13 protein-coding genes are annotated in these 16,286 nt (G+C 69.6%); 6 read left to right on the top strand and 7 right to left on the bottom strand.

Features of this window, described 5'->3' with window-relative positions:
• The first annotated feature begins 399 nt into the window (after positions 1–399).
• The 6 genes from VGV60_10445 to VGV60_10470 are packed head-to-tail and all read left to right on the top strand — an operon-like array spanning position 400 to position 6,380.
• Positions 400–1,293: an IclR family transcriptional regulator gene (locus tag VGV60_10445; GenBank protein HEV8701677.1), complete on the top strand. Its 894-nt coding sequence runs from the start codon at positions 400–402 to the stop codon at positions 1,291–1,293.
• Between the two features lie 27 nt (positions 1,294–1,320).
• Positions 1,321–2,073, top strand: coding sequence for a corrinoid protein (locus tag VGV60_10450; GenBank protein ID HEV8701678.1), 753 nt, complete (start codon positions 1,321–1,323; stop codon positions 2,071–2,073).
• A gap of 60 nt (positions 2,074–2,133) precedes the next feature.
• Positions 2,134–2,547 (top strand): methylenetetrahydrofolate reductase C-terminal domain-containing protein, encoded by a 414-nt coding sequence (locus VGV60_10455; GenBank protein HEV8701679.1) that lies wholly within the window; start codon positions 2,134–2,136, stop codon positions 2,545–2,547.
• On the top strand, positions 2,544–3,584 hold the full coding sequence (locus VGV60_10460; GenBank protein HEV8701680.1) for a methylenetetrahydrofolate reductase: 1,041 nt from the start codon (positions 2,544–2,546) through the stop codon (positions 3,582–3,584). The genes VGV60_10455 and VGV60_10460 overlap by 4 nt, the downstream gene beginning before the upstream one ends.
• Positions 3,581–4,495, top strand: a complete 915-nt coding sequence (locus VGV60_10465) for a dihydropteroate synthase (GenBank protein HEV8701681.1) — start codon at positions 3,581–3,583, stop codon at positions 4,493–4,495. Before VGV60_10460 ends, VGV60_10465 begins: the two co-directional genes overlap by 4 nt.
• Before the next feature lie 10 nt (positions 4,496–4,505).
• Positions 4,506–6,380 carry an ASKHA domain-containing protein gene (locus VGV60_10470; protein ID HEV8701682.1) on the top strand — a complete coding sequence of 625 codons (1,875 nt, stop codon included), beginning with the start codon at positions 4,506–4,508 and terminating at the stop codon, positions 6,378–6,380.
• 49 nt (positions 6,381–6,429) lie between these two features.
• On the opposite strand, the gene VGV60_10475 is transcribed toward VGV60_10470, so the two are convergent.
• The 7 genes from VGV60_10475 to VGV60_10505 all read right to left on the bottom strand — a co-directional run bounded on the left by VGV60_10475 (position 6,430) and on the right by VGV60_10505 (position 16,274).
• A complete protein-coding gene (locus VGV60_10475; protein HEV8701683.1) occupies positions 6,430–7,278 on the bottom strand; it encodes a DUF481 domain-containing protein in 849 nt (282 codons plus the stop codon).
• 110 nt (positions 7,279–7,388) lie between these two features.
• Complete coding sequence (locus VGV60_10480) at positions 7,389–7,874, bottom strand: hypothetical protein (GenBank protein HEV8701684.1); 486 nt, start codon at positions 7,872–7,874, stop codon at positions 7,389–7,391.
• The gene (locus VGV60_10485; GenBank protein HEV8701685.1) at positions 7,871–8,887 is read right to left on the bottom strand and encodes a bifunctional oligoribonuclease/PAP phosphatase NrnA; all 1,017 of its coding nucleotides are present in this window, start codon (positions 8,885–8,887) and stop codon (positions 7,871–7,873) included. The genes VGV60_10480 and VGV60_10485 overlap by 4 nt, the downstream gene beginning before the upstream one ends.
• Positions 8,884–9,417 (bottom strand): gamma carbonic anhydrase family protein, encoded by a 534-nt coding sequence (locus tag VGV60_10490; protein HEV8701686.1) that lies wholly within the window; start codon positions 9,415–9,417, stop codon positions 8,884–8,886. Before VGV60_10490 ends, VGV60_10485 begins: the two co-directional genes overlap by 4 nt.
• Before the next feature lie 144 nt (positions 9,418–9,561).
• Positions 9,562–12,690, bottom strand: a complete 3,129-nt coding sequence (locus VGV60_10495; GenBank protein HEV8701687.1) for a CHAT domain-containing tetratricopeptide repeat protein — start codon at positions 12,688–12,690, stop codon at positions 9,562–9,564.
• Between the two features lie 70 nt (positions 12,691–12,760).
• Positions 12,761–15,751, bottom strand: a complete 2,991-nt coding sequence (locus VGV60_10500) for an anaerobic glycerol-3-phosphate dehydrogenase subunit C (protein ID HEV8701688.1) — start codon at positions 15,749–15,751, stop codon at positions 12,761–12,763.
• The gene (locus VGV60_10505; protein HEV8701689.1) at positions 15,723–16,274 is read right to left on the bottom strand and encodes a molybdenum cofactor biosynthesis protein B; all 552 of its coding nucleotides are present in this window, start codon (positions 16,272–16,274) and stop codon (positions 15,723–15,725) included. Before VGV60_10505 ends, VGV60_10500 begins: the two co-directional genes overlap by 29 nt.
• Between the last annotated feature and the right edge of the window lie 12 nt (positions 16,275–16,286).

Consider the following 16,286-nt stretch of genomic DNA (forward strand, 5'->3'; position numbering starts at 1 on the left):
ACACTCGGACAGACTCCAGGTCTCTTCGGGCCCGATTATACGGTCCGCCGCTCCCTTTCTTTTCAGTTGACTCGCGGCGTACGGGGTGGTACTTTTGGTGCGCATTGTGCTAATGAGTTTTAATATGAGGAACAAGAGACGGAACGACCTGAGATGGGCTGGGGTTGCGCGTGGTCGGTTTCTTATGCTTCTGCACCATTCGACCCATCGGACCGGCACCCGTTGCTGTTACGGCTTCAAGGGCCCATCGATCGTCGCAAGTCATTGCCGTAACGTCATCATCGGCAAAATAGGGGTTGCGCGGGTGGAGGTCTTCGACGGAGAATCTGGCTGAAGTGTCCTGCCCTCCGCAATGCGAGGACGGCATAAAGGGGTCGCGGCAGGGACAGGACGCAGTCCATGAAGAAAGGAAAGGTCCACATGGCTCAGGATGTGACGGCACAGGGGATCAACAAGAAGAGGAGCGACCGGGGCGAAGGGGTCGTGACGGGGAACCAGGCGGTGCGCCGCGCCATCGCGGTGCTCAAAGCGTTCAGCGATGACGCGCCCGAGATGGGCGTTACCGAGGTCAGCCGCAAGGTCAACCTCCACAAGAGCACGGTCTACCGTCTCCTCTCGGCCTTCGAGGGAGAGGGGCTCATCGGCAAGAGCCCGGAGAACGGCAAGTACAGGCTCGGCCCCGAGCTGATCGTCCTGGGCGAGCAGGTCCTGCGGCACACCGACGTGCACCGTGTCGCCCTCCCCTTCCTGCGCGACATGGCCGACCGCACCGGCGAGACCGTGGACCTCGAGGTCCTGAGCGGCAGCAACGTCGTCACCATCGAGGAGATCGCCGGCAAGCACGTGGTGGCCGCCGCCGGGGCGATCGGCATGCCCTGGGCGGCCCACGCCACCTCGACCGGCAAGGTCCTTCTGGCGTTCCAGCCGCCGGAGAAGCAGCGCCAGATCCTGGTGCGCGCGCTCAAGAAGTTCACGCCGCGCACGATCACCGACTCCAAGGTGCTGTCGCGCGACCTGATCAAGATCCGCGAGCAGGGATATGCCGTGTCCTACGGCGAGCTCGAGGATCACCTGATCGCCATCGGCCTGCCGATCCGGAGCCGCAACGGCGACGCCATCGCCGCCGTCAGCATTTCGGGACCCGACACACGGCTGACCCCGGACAAGCTGCCGGGCCTCATCCGCATCGGGCTGGATTCCTGCTCCAAGATCTCGGCCCGGCTCGGCTATCACGGACCGGCTTCGCTGCGGGCGGCGCAGTCCAAGTTCCTGGCGCCGCGCGCCATCGTCTGAAATTCGCGTATCCGAAGGAGGGTTGCCTTGAGCCACGACGACCTGTACCAGAAGATGGCGGACAGCGTGATCACCGGTGAGGCGGAGATCTCGGCCGCCCTGGCCCGCCAGTCCCTGGAGCTGGGCATCGCCCCGCTCGAGTCGATCGACAATGGATTCGTGAAGGGCATCCGCGTCGTCGGCGACCGTTTCGGCGCCGGAGAGCTCTTCCTTCCCGAGCTCGTGATGAGCGCCGAGGCGATGAAGGCCGCCCTCGCCATCCTGGAGCCGGAGCTCGCCAAGAGCTCCGTGGCGCGCGAGAGCCAGGGAAGCGTGCTGGCCTGCACCGTGCAGGGGGACATCCACGACATCGGCAAGCGGATCGTCTGCACCATGATGTCCGCGAACGGGTTCACGGTGGTGGACCTCGGGGTCAACGTCAAGATCGACCGCTTCGTCAACGAGATCAAGGAGCGGAAGCCGGACATCGTCGCCATGTCGGCCCTCCTGACCACCACCGCTCCGAACCAGGGAAAGATCATCAAGCTGCTGCAGAAGGAGGGGATCCGCGACCAGTACATCGTCATGGTCGGCGGCGCCCCGACCAGCCTGCAGTGGTCGAGGGACATCGGCGCCGACGGCTACGGCGAGAATGCCACCGAGGCGGTGCGCGTGGCGAAGGAGCTGATGGCCAGGAAGCGCTCGCGCCCCGCGCCGCAGGCCGAGGCCGCAGCGCCCGTCTCCGCCCTCGGCGAGCCGTCCGCGTCCTCGGTGGGCGCGGCCCGGGCTGCGGCGGACTAAGTCGCCCTGGATCTCCCCGGGAGCCGTTCCGCCCCGGGGACCGACTGGAAAGGACCCTGCATGCCGTTTCCGGTGTCGTTCAGCCTGGAGCCCGTGCGCCGTTTCTTTCGCGGGCACCCGCGCGTGACGCGCTCCCTCGAGCTGGCCGTCCTGCCGCTCGAAGCCGCCAGCAAGAAGCTCGCATTCGGCTGCAAGATGTGCGGGCAGTGCATCCTGCACGAGACCGGTATGACCTGCCCGATGGGTTGCCCGAAGACGCTGCGAAACGGTCCGTGCGGCGGCGTGCGCATGAACGGGCACTGCGAGGTCGATCCCGGAATGATGTGCGTCTGGCTGAAGGCCGAGCGTCGCTCGCGCTGGATGCCATGGCGCGGCGCCATCCTGCGCATCCAGCCGGCACTCGACTGGAGCCTCAAGGGGAGCTCGGCCTGGGTCGGCCTGATGATCGGCCGCAACGGGAAGGAGGCCCGGTGAGCCCTCAGGGTCCGTTCCCGCGATTCGAGGACGCCCTCCGATCCGGCCTGCCGCTCCTGACCTGCGAGATCGCGAGCGGCGACAGCGCCGACCCGCAGGACCTCCTGCGCCGGGCGCGCCTGGTGCGCGACCACGTGGACGCCGTGAACCTGCCCGACAACACGGCCGGCATCGTCCACATGTCGGCCCTGGCGGCCGCCGCGATCCTGGTGCGCGAGGGGATCGACCCGATCGTGCACGTCACCTGCCGCGACCGGAACCGGATGGCGCTGCAGAGCGACCTCCTGGGGGCGGCGGCGCTCGGCGTCCGGAACGTCCTCTGCCTGACCGGCGATCACACGATCCACGGGGATCACCCGGGGGCCAAGCCGGTGTTCGACCTGGACTCGCTGCAGCTGCTCGGCCTGGTGGGGACGCTGCGCCGCGGGCGGTACCTGAGCGGCCGCGAGATCCGGCCCGCCCCCGAGCTTCTCCCGGGAGCCACCGAGAATCCCTTCGCGCCGCCCTACGATTTCCGGCCGTTGCGCGTCCAGAAGAAGGTCGAGGCGGGGGCGCGGTTCCTCCAGACCCAGATCACCTACAATGTCGCGCGCTTCGCCGCCTTCATGCAGCGCGTGCGCGACCTTGGCCTGGACCGCCGGGTGTCGATTCTCGCCGGCGTGGCGCCGCTGCGCTCGGCGCGTTCGGCGCGCTACATGCAGGAGCGCGTTCCCGGCATGGAGGTGACCGACGCGGTCATCCGGCGCATGGATCAGGCGGGACCCGGACGCAGCCGCGCCGAGGAGGAGGGGCTCGCGATCGCCGTCGAGATCGTGGAGCAGGTCCGGGAGATCAAGGGACTGGCGGGGATCCATCTGATGCCGATCCACTGGGAAGAGGCCGTGGCCGAAATCGCCGCCCGCGCGCGCCTCGAGCCGGCGCGCCTCGCCCTGGCGGCCACGGTCGCAGCCCGCGCCGGCCGGGACGCCGGGACGGACCGCAGGGGCCCGGGCGTGGAGGATTCCCCCCTCGACCGTCCGCGGGAGCATCGAGCATGAAGACCATCGTCTCGTCCGCCACGAAGACCGTGGTCATCAGCCCCGAGGACCCCTTCGTGGTCATCGGGGAGCGGATCAACCCGACCAACCGCAAGAAGCTGGCCGAGGAGCTGCGGCGCTTCGACTTCACCCGGGTGAAGAGCGACGCCCTGGCCCAGGTGGAAGCCGGCGCGACCATGCTCGACGTGAACGCGGGGATCCCCGGCGCCGACGAACCGAGCATGCTCAAGGGGGCGGTCCTGGCGATGATGGAGGTGACGGACGTCCCGATCTCCATCGACTCGTCGACGCCCGAGGCCCTGGAGGCGGCCCTTCCGGTGTACAGGGGCAAGGCGCTGGTGAATTCCGTGACCGGCGAGGACGAGGTGCTCGAGCGTCTCCTGCCCCTGGTGAAGAAGTACGGCGCCGCGGTCATCGGCATCGCCAACGACGACACCGGAATCAGCAACGACCCGCAGGAGCGCTTCAACATTGCCCGGAAGATCGTGGAGCGCGCCGCCGACCATGGCATCCCGAAGGAGGACGTGATCATCGATCCCCTCTGCATGCCGATCGGCGCCAACCACCAGTTCGGGCGCATCACGTTCGAGACCATGCGCCTCATCCGCGACGGCCTCGGAGTGAACATGTCGGTCGGCGCGGGGAACGTCGGCTTCGGGCTCCCCGACCGGCCCCCGCTGACCGCCAGCTTCATCCTGCTCGGCATGCAGGTCGGCCTGACCGCCTCGATCACCAACGCGCTGGAGCCGGAGATCTACAAGATGATCCTGGCCGGCGACCTGATGCTCGGCAGCGACCCCTTCGGGAAGAAATGGAACGCCCACTTCCGCAGGGTCTCCGCCGCGAGGGCCGCGGCCCGGCCGGCGACTCCCCAGGCCGCACCGGCCGCCTCCTCCGCTCCCACGGCCTGAAGGCAGACCGATGGAGCCCCTGACTGCCGTGAAAGCCGAGAAGGTCAAGGTCACCTTCCTGCCCAAGGAGACCTCGACGCGCGTGCCGGCCGGAACGACGCTGTTCCACGCCGCCGCGTGGACCGGCCAGCCGATCGAGAGCACCTGCGGCGGCCGCGGGACCTGCGGCAAGTGCCGCGTGCAGGTGATCCAGGGGACCGCGCCCGTCACGCCCGCCGACCTGCAGCACCTGGCCAAGGAGGACCTGGCCGGCGGCTGGCGGCTCTCCTGCCAGTCGGAGGTGCGGGACGAGATGGTGGTCCAGGTGCCGCGTCTCCTGAGCACACCGAAGACCGCCATGTTCGGGGTCGGCCGGCAGGTCCTGCTCGATCCGAACGTCCACAAAGTGCACCTGATGCTCGCCGAGCCGACGCTGCACGATCAGCGCTCCGACCTGCAGCGCCTCAAGGAGGCCCTGCGCCAGGAGGGGTTCGCCATGAACGCCGAGCTTCCGGTGGTGCGCACGCTGCCGAAGGCCCTGCGCGACTCCGAGTTCGACGTGACGGCCGTCGTGTGCGGCGAGTCCCTGCTCGCCGTCGAGCCGGGCGACACCACGGGCGCCTGCTTCGGCATCGCCTTCGATCTGGGCACCACCACCATCGTCGGGACGCTCATGGACCTGAACAACGGCGAGGCGCGCGGGGTCACGTCCAACCTGAACGCCCAGGCGATCCACGGCGGCGACGTGCTCTCGCGCATCTCCCACACCATGGGGAAGAAGGAAGGACTGCAGGAGATGCAGCACTTCGCCGCGTTCACCATGAACGGGATCGTCGAGCGGCTGACCGCCGAGTCGGGGGTGCCGCTCGACCGCATCTACGAGATCACCGTCGCCGGGAACCTGACGATGATGCACCTGCTCCTGGGGATCGATCCCGAGCCGATCTCCGTGACGCCGTTCGCCCCGGCGGTGTCGCACGGCCTGAATCTCCGCGCCGCCGATCTCGGCATCACGGTTCATCCGGAGGGCCGCGTCTTCCTGTTCCCGGCGATCGGCTCCTACGTCGGCGGAGACATCGTCGCCGGCCTCCTCGCCACGGCCCTGCCGCGCGGCAACAAGCTGCGCCTGTTCGTCGACGTCGGCACCAACGGCGAGATCGCCCTGGGATCCGAGCCGCGCACCCTGTCCACCGCCGCCCCCGCCGGCCCGGCGTTCGAGGGGGCCGAGATCTCGTGCGGCATGCGCGCCACGACCGGGGCGATCGAGGGGGTGCAGGTCACCGAGGACTCCGTCGTCCTGCAGACCATCCAGGACGCGCCGCCGGTCGGCCTGTGCGGATCGGGGCTCATCGACGCCGTGGCGCAGCTCTACAAGCGGGGCCTGATGGACGCGACCGGCCGCATGCGCTCCGCCGAGGAGCTGCAGGGGCAGGTTCCCCAGTCGCTCGCCTCCCGCCTGGTCACCGTGGACGGGGTGCGCGCCTTCGTCCTGGCCACGGAGGAAGAGACCGGCGGCAAGCGCATCCTGTTCTCCCAGAAGGACGTGCGTCAGCTCCAGTTCGCCAAGGGGTCGATCGCCTCCGGGATCCGGGTCCTGATGAAGGAGATGGGGGTGGCGCCCGAGGAGCTTCAAGAAGTCTTGCTCGCCGGGGCCTTCGGCTCGTACATCCACCCCGACGCCGCGCGCATCATCGGTCTGGTGCCGGCCGTGCCGCTGGCGCGCATCCGCGCCGTCGGCAACGCCGCGGGCGAGGGGGCCAAGATCGCCCTGCTGTCCTACCGCGAGCGGGAGGCCGCCGAGGCGATGCCGGCGCGCGTCGAGTACATCGAGCTTTCGGGACGCGAGGACTTCAACGACATCTTCATGTCGGTCCTGGGATTCCCCCCGCTCGACAGTCTCCCCTGAAGCCGGATCGATCCCGCTCTGGCGGCCTGTCCGGGTGTTGGGCCGGCCCCTAGAAATTGGCCACGAGCGATGCCGTGAAGACGGTGTCCAGGTCGTCCAGCTGGACGGCGGCGGTCGTACCGGCCGGGGGCAGGAGATCGAGCGGATCGTCGACGCTCCCGAAGGACGGCTCGTTGTCGTACAGCCACTGCAGGCTCACCTTCAGGGCCAGGCGCGTGCTCATGCTCACCGTGACCCAGTTGGTCATGTCGGCGCGGAAATCGGAGGTCTCGTCCAGGTTCTCGTCGATCACCAGGTCGTTGCCGTAGGTCGTGACTGCGCCGAGCTTGTGGAGGAACTTCGAGGAGACCCGCGCCCCGAGGAACGAGTCGTCGGCGCCCGCGACGTCGACCGTGTTCTCCTGCTTGGTGTACGACAGGGCGTAGTCGGTCCGGAACTTCACGCGGTCCTCGTCCTTCCAGATGTTCCCCACGCCCCCGACCCCGGAGTACCGGTTGTCGACGCCGGCGAAGCGGTTCCTCTCCCATCCGCCCCCCGCGTACCAGAAGAATCGCTCGGTGATCTTGCGGTCGCAGCGGCCGTTGAAGAAATAATTCTCGGCCGTGAGCTCGGTCGTGGACGTCTCCTCGATCACCGGGCCGAGTTGCACCGCCCGGGTCGTCTTGGTGGTCTCGCCGCGGACCGCCCCGGCTTTGAGCTCGAAGGAGGACTTCTCCCAGGCCCGCGCCAGGGTGTTCTTGAAGCCCAGCGTGGAGGTCTCGGAGTTGCCGGCCGTGGCGACGAAGCTGAACTCGGCGGCGTCGGTCCACCGGTCGGGTTTGGCCGGCTCGTCGGCCCCGATTCCGGTCGCGGCGCCCGACAGGGCGAGCGCGAGCCCGATCACGATCCATCTGGTCATGGTTCCTCCCACGGATCCTCCTCTCCCCTTATGCATCGACGGGATGGTGCCGGGCATTCTACCCGAGCCGTGACGGCGCCGCGCCGGAGCGCCTGTCCCGGGAGGCGGTCCTAGTATCGCGGGAAGCCGCGCTGAGCGAGGCCGATCGGCAGCGCCTGGCTCTCCTCGTAGACAAGCGGCACGAACAGGCGGTGGTGCGCCGCTCCGTAGACCACGAGAACGCCCGCAGCCGGGCCACCGAGGGGCGGGAACTGTCTCCAGTCCCTGATGTCGGCCCAGCGCACCGTTCGGTCCACCAAAAACCCCTGGAGCCGGAAGGCGCTCTCGTCGAGAACCAGGCGCGCGAGGCCGTACCGGCCCGCCAGGCCGGCACAGGCGGCCCCCGCCAGGAGAACGAGCGCGCCCTGCCAGGCTGCATGCGGCGCCGATTCAGGCCGCTCCAGGCCACGCGCCAGGAGGGCGGTCCCGGCCGTGAGCAAACCGACGGAGAAGACGATGACGAGATTGCGCGGCCCGGAACGACATGGCAGGACGAGGGGAGGAAGGGCCGTCCGGGAGGGTTCGGACGGGGCGGACGGAGGGTCGGCGGGGCTCACGCCGGCTGCTGGAGCAGGTCCCGGCAGGCGGGAAGAATCAGGTGGATCGTCTCCTCCAGCGTGCCGGGGACGATCGCCCCCGACGCATTGGTGTGTCCGCCGCCTCCGAAGCGGGAGGCGAGCCGATTGACGTCGAGAGGACCCTTGCTGCGAAACGACAGCTTGACCCGGCCGCCGTCGATCTCCTTGAACAGCACCGCCAGGCGCGTGCCGTCGATCGTCAGGAGGTCGTTGACGATATCGGACGTGTCCTCGAGCTGCGCCTGGCAGTGCGCCACCTGCTCGCGCGTCAGCGTGATCCAGGCCATCCGGCCCCCCTCTTCCTGCCGGAGGTCGGCGAGTGCCACGCCAGCCAGTCGCAGAAGGGCCGGCGTGTTTCGCTCGTACACCTCGGCGTAGACGGCGGGCGGGCTCACGCCGGCGGCCAGCATTTCTGCGGCCGCCTCGTGGCAGCGCGGCGACGTCTTGGAGAAGCGGAAATAGCCCGTGTCCGTCACCAGGGAGGTGTAGGCGGCCTGCGCCCCGATCGGATCCACCTCCCCCCCCAGCATCTTGATGATCTGGAACACCAGCTCCCCCGTGGCGCAGGCATCCGAATCGATGACGTTCACCTTCCAGAACGGCTCGACGACGTTGTGGTGGTCGATGCAGACCGTGGTGGCGCTCGATGCGCGAACGGCCGGCTCGAGGGGTCCCAGGCGCGAGACGGCGGAGTTGTCGAGCATGACGATGAGATCGGCTCCCCGCAGGAAGGCGTCGTGTTTCGCGGCGTCGAAAACCTCGACGGTCCCGTCCGGATCGAGGAAGCGGTATTTCGCAGCGAGCGGATCGGTGTTGATGATCCGCGCCTCGATCCCTCGGGCTTTGAGATAACGCGCCAGGCAGATCTCGGCGCCGATTCCGTCGCCGTCCGGAGTGATGTGCGTCGTGAGCGCCGCGCTCCGGGCCCGATCGACCAGCGGTTTCAGCCGCCGGGCCGCGTCGGCGATCAGCGCACGGTCTCTTTCGGTCATGCCCCGCCCTCCCGGGGCACCCGGATCACCCCGTCGCGGTAGGCCCGCGACAGGTCGACGTAGGCGCGCGCGTTCCGGTGGATCCGATCGATTTCCTCGGCGCGCAAGGCCCGGACGACCCGTCCCGGCACGCCGAGCACGAGCGATCCTTCCGGGACGCGGGTCTCCTCCGGGACGACCGCGCCGGCCCCCACGAGGCAGTTCCTGCCGATGTGGCAGCCGCTCAGGATGACCGCCTTCATCGCGACCAGCACGTCGTCCTCGACGATCGAGGCGTGCACGATGGCGCCGTGGCCCAGGGTCACCCGGTCCCCGATGACCGTCGGCCGCCCTCGGTCGACGTGCACCACGCAGGCGTCCTGGACGTTGCTCTCGGCGCCGATGGTGATCGGCTCCATGTCCCCGCGCAGCGTGGCCTGGAACCAGATCGAGGCGTCCCGGCCAACCGTCACCTCACCCACCAGGGCGGCGCCCGGGGCGACGAATGCCGTCGCGTCGATCTGAAGCTTCGTGGCCCTGTAGGTCGCCATGAACGCTCTCTCCGGGGGCACAGCGGGACGTCCGCGCGTCAATGAGTCCGCGTAGTCCGTGGCGGGATGAGCCCGCGAATATAGGCCAGCGGCGCGGCCAAGTCAAGAAACCGGATGGCTGCTGATCTCGACGATCCGGGAGCCTCATCGCCAGTCGCCGGTCGCGACGAAGGCCCCCCAGTAGTACGGATGGGTGCTTTCGCCGGCGCGCCGTCTCGATGCGAGCGATGCGAGACTGGCCTCTCGGACCGCTGCGCTCGTCGACAGGCCGGAGAGGCGCGCTTGATAGAGCTCCTTCATCCAGGCGAGCGCCGCGAGGTCGTTCACCCTCCAGAGGCTGAGGATCAGCGTTCGCGCCCCCGCGATCTGGACCGCCCGCCGCAGGCCCAGCACTCCCTCTCCGGACTGGATCCTGCCCAGCCCGGTCTGGCAGGCGGAAAGGACGAACCACTCCACGCCCCACAGATCCAGAGAGGCGATTTCCTCCGCGGTCAGGATGCCATCCTCGCCACCGTCACCGTCATCCGCGGAGGTCCTCAGATTGGCCCCGGCCAGCGCCAGCCCCGCCAGCAGGAGAGGACTGTCTCCGGTGACGGGGGGAAGAGCCTCGCCCGACTCCATCCGGATCGGGCCCGCCCGGGCCAGGGCCGAAGGACAGCGATCGTCGAGAAAGAAACCGTGCGTCGCCAGATGGACGATGCGGCGCCCGGAGGCCGAATGCCTGAAGGCGCCCTCCGCGGCCTGCACGCCCGTGAGCTCCAGAACCTCGCCGGCACCTTGCTCCCCGTCCGGATTCTTCCGCCTCCAGAGGGTCGCCACTGCGTCGGCTTCGAGGCGCGCGCCGGGCAACGGGGCAAACCTCATCGACCCGAAGGTGGGGCACTCGACCTGGAGGACGTCGCCGCTCCTCGTCCGGCCCGCGTCCCCAAGGAGGCCCTCACCCGATTCGAAGTCCGGACCGCCGACGACCAGGAGCCCCTTGCCCCTCGTCGCCGTCTCTCCGGTGGCGCGGGCCAGGTCTCTTTCGGCGGAGAGGTAGTGCATCTCCGGGCCACGCTCGAGCAGGGTGCTCTCCCCCACGGGGAGGGTCGACAGGCTCACCAGGTTGAGGACGCCGTCGGGGACGATGAAAACCTGCCGGGCGTCCTTGAGATGGCCGGCGACCGGATCCCAAATTCTCCGGCGCAGCGCCTGGCCCGCCCGGCGATAGGCGGCTTCGGCGCTCCGGCGCGCTGCCAGGACGACGGGCGGCTCCGACCCGATCTCGTCCTTCCAGCGGGCGACCAGGGAATCGATGTCTTCTCGCGGCCCGAGCGGCACGAGGACCGGCTCCTTCGCGTGGGACGACAGGACCAGCGCCAGGTAGGATCCGCCCGCGGACGTGGTCTTTCTCGCAGAGCCCGAGGGGCCGGCGGATGTTTCCGGTGGATTGAAGGAGGCGTAGGCGAGGAGCGCGCTGCCCCTCGGCAGGGCCGCCCGCACGTCGTCGAGCCCCACGCGTGCCCTCTCCTGTTCGTTCCTGAAGTCGGCGCTCCTCACCGCCAGGGCGAGCTCGGCCTTCTCCCGGTCGGCGCGTCTCCGGTCGAGAAGGCTGCGGTACCGGGCCGGTGGCTCCGCGCCCGGGCCACGGACCACCAGGGCGGCGAGCCTTCTCCGGGCGGCATCGAGGTCCCCGGCGAGCCGGGCCGCTTCAGCGTCGCCGGCGACGTGGACCGAGCGCTGCCGGGCGGCCATTTCATCGAGGACCAGGGCGCGCGAGCGGACGAGAGCGTCCCAGGCCCGCCCACGCCGACCGGGATCGACCCCCCGCATCGCCAGGGACAGGGCCAGGCCGAGCCCCGACGTCCTGACCGCGGCGTAGCCGAGGGCCTGCCGTTCCGAGAACGTACGGAAAGTGTGGCGCAGGTGCTCCCTGCTGATCGCCTCCGCCCGCAAGGCCAGATCCAGGGCCCGTCCCGAGTCCCCCCCCTCCGCGAGCTCCGTCGCGAGGTCGAGCAGGGTCTCGGCCACGGCCGGATGATCGGGACCGAGCGCATTTTCCCGGATCGCCAGGGCACGCTCCAGGAGCCGTCGGGCCCCCTGGTGATCGCCGGTCGCCCGGAGGAGCAGGGCATAGCCGTTCAGCCCCTTGGCGACGTCCGGATGCTCCGGCCCGTCGGCCTTCTCGAGAATCGCGAGCGAGCGCTCGAACAGCCGGCGCGCGCCCGCATGATCACCGGTGTCACGCAGCAGGGCCGCTCGGTTGTGCAGGTTCTCCGCCACGCGAGGGTGGTCTCCGAGCTTTTTTTCCAGAATCGCTCCCGCGCGCTCGAAGTAGCGTCGTGCTTCCGGCACATGGTTCGTGTCGCGCAGCAGGAGCGCGAGATAGTTCATGTTCGAGGCCACGTCGGGGTGCTCGGGGCCGAGCGCCTTCTCGAGGATCGCCAGCGCTCGCTCGTACAGCAGCCTGGCGCCTTCGTACTCCCCCGTGTTCCAGAGCAGGAGCGCAAGGTTGTTCATGCCCCTGCCCACGTCGGGGTGTTCGGGACCGAGAACCCGCGACTTGATCGTCAGCGCCCGCTCGAAGAGCGGCCGCGCCTCCGCGTATTCCCCCGTGTTCCACATCAACAGCGCGAGACTGTTCAAGGTGCTCGCGACATCGCTGTGGTCCGGACCGAGCGCCTTCTCGCGAATCGCGAGCGCGCGTTCGTAGAGCGGGCGCGCCGGATCGTACTCGCCCATCCTCATCAGGAGGCCGGCCAGGCCCTGGAGGCTGTCCGCAACCTCGATATGATCCGCGCCCAGGGCCCGCTCGCGAATCGCCAGGGCCCGTTCGTAAAGGGGTCTGGCCCGGGAACGATCCCCCCGCTCCTTGAAGACGATACCCAGGTTCATCACGCTCTTCGCCACGTCCTGGTGATCCGGACCCAGGGCGTTCTCTCGGATCTCGAGGGACCGTTCCGCGGACTGCAGCGTCTCCGGCTCCTGCGCCTTGCCGCCTCTCCAGAGCGCCTCCACCAGGAGATCGAGCGCCACGGCCACCCGCAGAGCGTCCGGCGCCTGCGCGGTCTCGCATTCGGCCACCAGCCGACGCGCACGGCTCTCCGCCTCGGCATAGCGCCCCGCCCGGATCACCTCCGCGATCTGTTCGGGAGTGGCCGTAGCGGGCAACTCCGGGTCGCGGGCCGGGTCAGAATTCGGCCGTCCGGCGCCCCGAGGCATCGGGTGCGGGACGAGCAGGAAAATGACCAGGAGCGCGAGGAGCCGTCTCTCACGGCGCGGTCGAGCCTGCATGATCGGGGTCCTTATGGGTTCGAAACGTCCGTTGCAGGGAGAATATGCCATCCCCGGATGCCCGATCAACCTACTCCGGGCAGGTGGACGACTCATCCCGGGGAGGGCCGGATGGGACACCCGGCGAGACACAGGCGCGGGAGGCGGCCGCGGCGACCCGCGGCGGCAGGGCGCCGCCGAGAAGGGAATCGCGCACGATCCGGATCGGATGGACGACCGGCAGCCGCGATCCCTGCTCGATCTGGATCTTGCAGGTGCCGCAGCCGGTGGCGACGACGCCGACCCCGGTGGACTCGATGCTGTCGAACAGCGGCCGGCCCATGCGCATCGACTGATGGAAGTTCTTCTCTTTCATGCCGAACGTGCCGGCGATGCCGCAGCAGTGGTCCTCTCCGATCGGCACGACGTCGACCCCCGGCACCAGCCGCAGCAGGCGCACGACCGCGTCCCCCATGCCCCTGGATTGAAAATGACAGGGGTTGTGATACGTGAGACGGATCGGCACCGGGCGGAGCCGGGCGCGCCGCTCCGGCTCGGCCTCGAGAATCTCGAGGACGTAATCGTGGATGTCCCTGATGTGCCGTGCCAGGACGTCCGACTGCGGCGTGGCAAGCAGGCGGGGGTAGTCCTCGACCAGGGCCAGCCCGCAGGACGGCGCGCTGTAGAGCACGTCGTAGCCGCGCCGGGCCAGGTCGAGCAGGACCGCCACGTTCCGTTCCGCGGAGGCGCGCACGTCGTCGAGGTGGCCGTAGGTGATCGCCGCGATGCCGCAGCACTCCTGGGGGGGGATCGCCACGGTGCAGCCGAGCGCCTCCAGGAGATCGACGGCCGCCCGCCCCTCCCCCTCGACGTCCTGATAGCCGCCGAAGCAGCCGTGGAAGTAGGCCACCTTGCGGCCCGCGGGATCGACCGCCGGCATGCGCGGCTTCAGGGGCTCGCCGGAAAAGGGCTCCATGTCCCGGGCGGCCGCGAGCCCGGTGGCGGCGGACATCAGCCGGCGCAGAGGGGGGATGCGCAGGGCGGCGTTCGCCAGGGGCGCCAGCATCGTCCCGAAGCGGAGCATCGGCCCGGGATTGGTGAGCATCCGCTCGGTGAGGTTCTTCCCCTGCGACCGGACGTAGATCTCCTTGGCCATCACCGCCATGCCCGGGATGTCGATCGCCGTCGGGCACTCGGAATGGCAGAGCTGGCAATTGACGCACAGATCCATGATCGACTTGAACTCGTCGGTCGCGATCGCGCCCGGTTCGAGGTGGCCGGAGATCACCGCCCTCAGGAGGTTCGCCTTGGCCCGTGCCGTCGCCGCCTCGTCCCCCGTCTCCACCGCCACCGGGCAGTAATGCCGGCAGGCGCCGCAGCCGTGGCACTTCTCGATCTCCCGGCCCCAGGCGGGGTCGTCGATGATGGAGGCGGTCGGGACGCGCCGGTAGGCCTCCCCGTACCTCAGGTCGTCCGTCAGTCCGTACGTCCCATCGTGCACGATGATTCCCGGGTTCAGGATCCCCTGCGGATCGAACAGGCGCTTCACCTCCGCGTACACGTCCACCAGCGGCCCGTAGGCCCGGCGCAGGTACGGGGTCCGCAGCCGCCCGTCACCGTGCTCCCCGGACAGCGAGCCCCCCATCTCCATCACCAGGTCGGTGAACTCCAGGGCGATCGTCTCCATCAGCGCCACGTCGCGCGGGTCCTTCTGGTTCAGCATGGGATTGCAGTGCAGGTTGCAGTCTCCCGCGTGCCCGAAGATCGCCGCCTGCAGGTCGTACTTGCTCAGCAGGGCGCGCATCCGCCTCACGAACTCCGCCATCTGCCCCGGATGGACGGCGGCGTCCTCGATGAAGCGCGTGTTGCGGCGGGTCCCCTCGCGACGTGAGAGGATGGGCGAGGCCGCCTTGCGCACCGCCCAGATGCGTGCCGTGTCCTCGGGGCGGGCGCTGCGCCGCACCTCGGTCGCCAGGCCCATCCGTCCGGCCAGGAGGTCCGCGAGCCGGAGCAGGCGATCCTGAACCTCCTTCGGGTCCTCGCCGTCGAGCTCCACGATCAGGATCGCCTCGGTCCCGCCGGGGAGCGTGGCGCCGGTCTTCGGATCGGCCTCCCGGATCACCTGCACGAACGTGCCGTCGAGGAGCTCGACCGCCGACGGAGCGAACTTCAGGATCTCCACCACCGCGGCGCCCGACTTCTCGAGATCGTCGAACAGGACGAGGGCGGTCGCCTTGGCCCTGGGCAGGGGGACGATGCGCAGGGTGGCGTCGAGGATCAGCCCGAGCGTCCCTTCCGACCCGACCAGGACCTGCCCCAGATCGATGCGGCCATTGACTGCCTCGCGCAGGGCGTACCCGGACGCGTTGCGGCGCGTCTTCGGACTGCGCGTTTCGATCACGTCGCGATGGCGCGTGACGATCTCGTCGAGGCCCGAGGCCAGGCGGGCCTGGGGCCCCGGCTTCCAGGTCCCCTGCCCGGGGCGCGGCAGCGGCTCCGTGTCGAGCACGGTGCCGTCGGCCAGGGCCAGGCGCAGCGACGCGACGTTGTCGCGCGTCGCGCCGTGCTTGATGGTGTGCGACCCGCCGGCGTTGTTCGCCAGCATGCCCCCGATGGTGCACCACGGCGCCGACGAGGGATCGGGGGCGAACTGCATGCCGTGGCGGCGAAGGACACGGTTGAGCTGGGCCTGGATCACCCCGGGCTGCACCCGCGCGGTGCCGAGGGCGGCGTCGATATCGGTCACTCTCTGGAAGTGCTTCGAGAAATCGAGGACGATGCCGCGCCCGAGCGTCTGGCCGGCCAGTCCCGATCCGCCGCCGCGCGCGGTGATCGGGATGCGATGGCGCCGCGCGTACTCCAGGACCGCCAGAACGTCCCCCTCGTGGCGCGGCACGACGGCGCCGAGAGGCATCACCTGGTAGATGCAGGCGGCCGTGCTGTACAGGGTGCGATGCAGCGAATCGAACAGGACTTCGCCCTCGACGCGCCGCCGCAGGTCGTCCCCGACGGCCGCCGGGTCGGGGCCGGGCGGGGCGTCCTGCGGACCCTCCTCAGCGTGCGCGGGCCCTTCGCGATCCATTCTTCACCTTCCCGCGCCTCCGGGGCGCGACGAGCCCCGCCGCGTGTCCCAGCTCCGGCAGGATCATCCGCGCCATCGCCAGGCGCACGGCGCTCTCGGATCCGGGCATGGAGAAGATCACCATGCCGCGGTAGGTCCCCGCCACCGCCCGGCTGAGCATCGCCGCCGGCCCCATCTCCCGGAAGCTCAAGCTACGGAAGATCTCGCCGAAGCCGTCGAGGCGCTTCTCCAGGAGCCCGGACACCGCTTCGTAGGTGCGATCGCGGGGGGCGATGCCGGTCCCGCCGCTCAGCAGGACGGCGCGCGCTCTCCGGCGGGCCGCCAGCGCCCGGAGGTGCCTCACGATGCGCGGTGGATCGTCCTTGAGGATGCGGTAGTCGAGGACCGGATGGCCCGCCCTGCGCAGCGCCCGGAGGATGAAGGCCCCGCTCCGATCCGTCGTCTCGTCCCGCGTATCGCTGACCGTGACCACCGCGCAGGCGACCGACACGGGACCCGCGCGGCGATGCTCCCTGTGCCCCATTCTCCCCCCATC

It is taken from the genome of Candidatus Polarisedimenticolia bacterium (assembly GCA_036001465.1).
Lineage (GTDB): Bacteria > Acidobacteriota > Polarisedimenticolia > Gp22-AA2 > Gp22-AA2 > Gp22-AA3.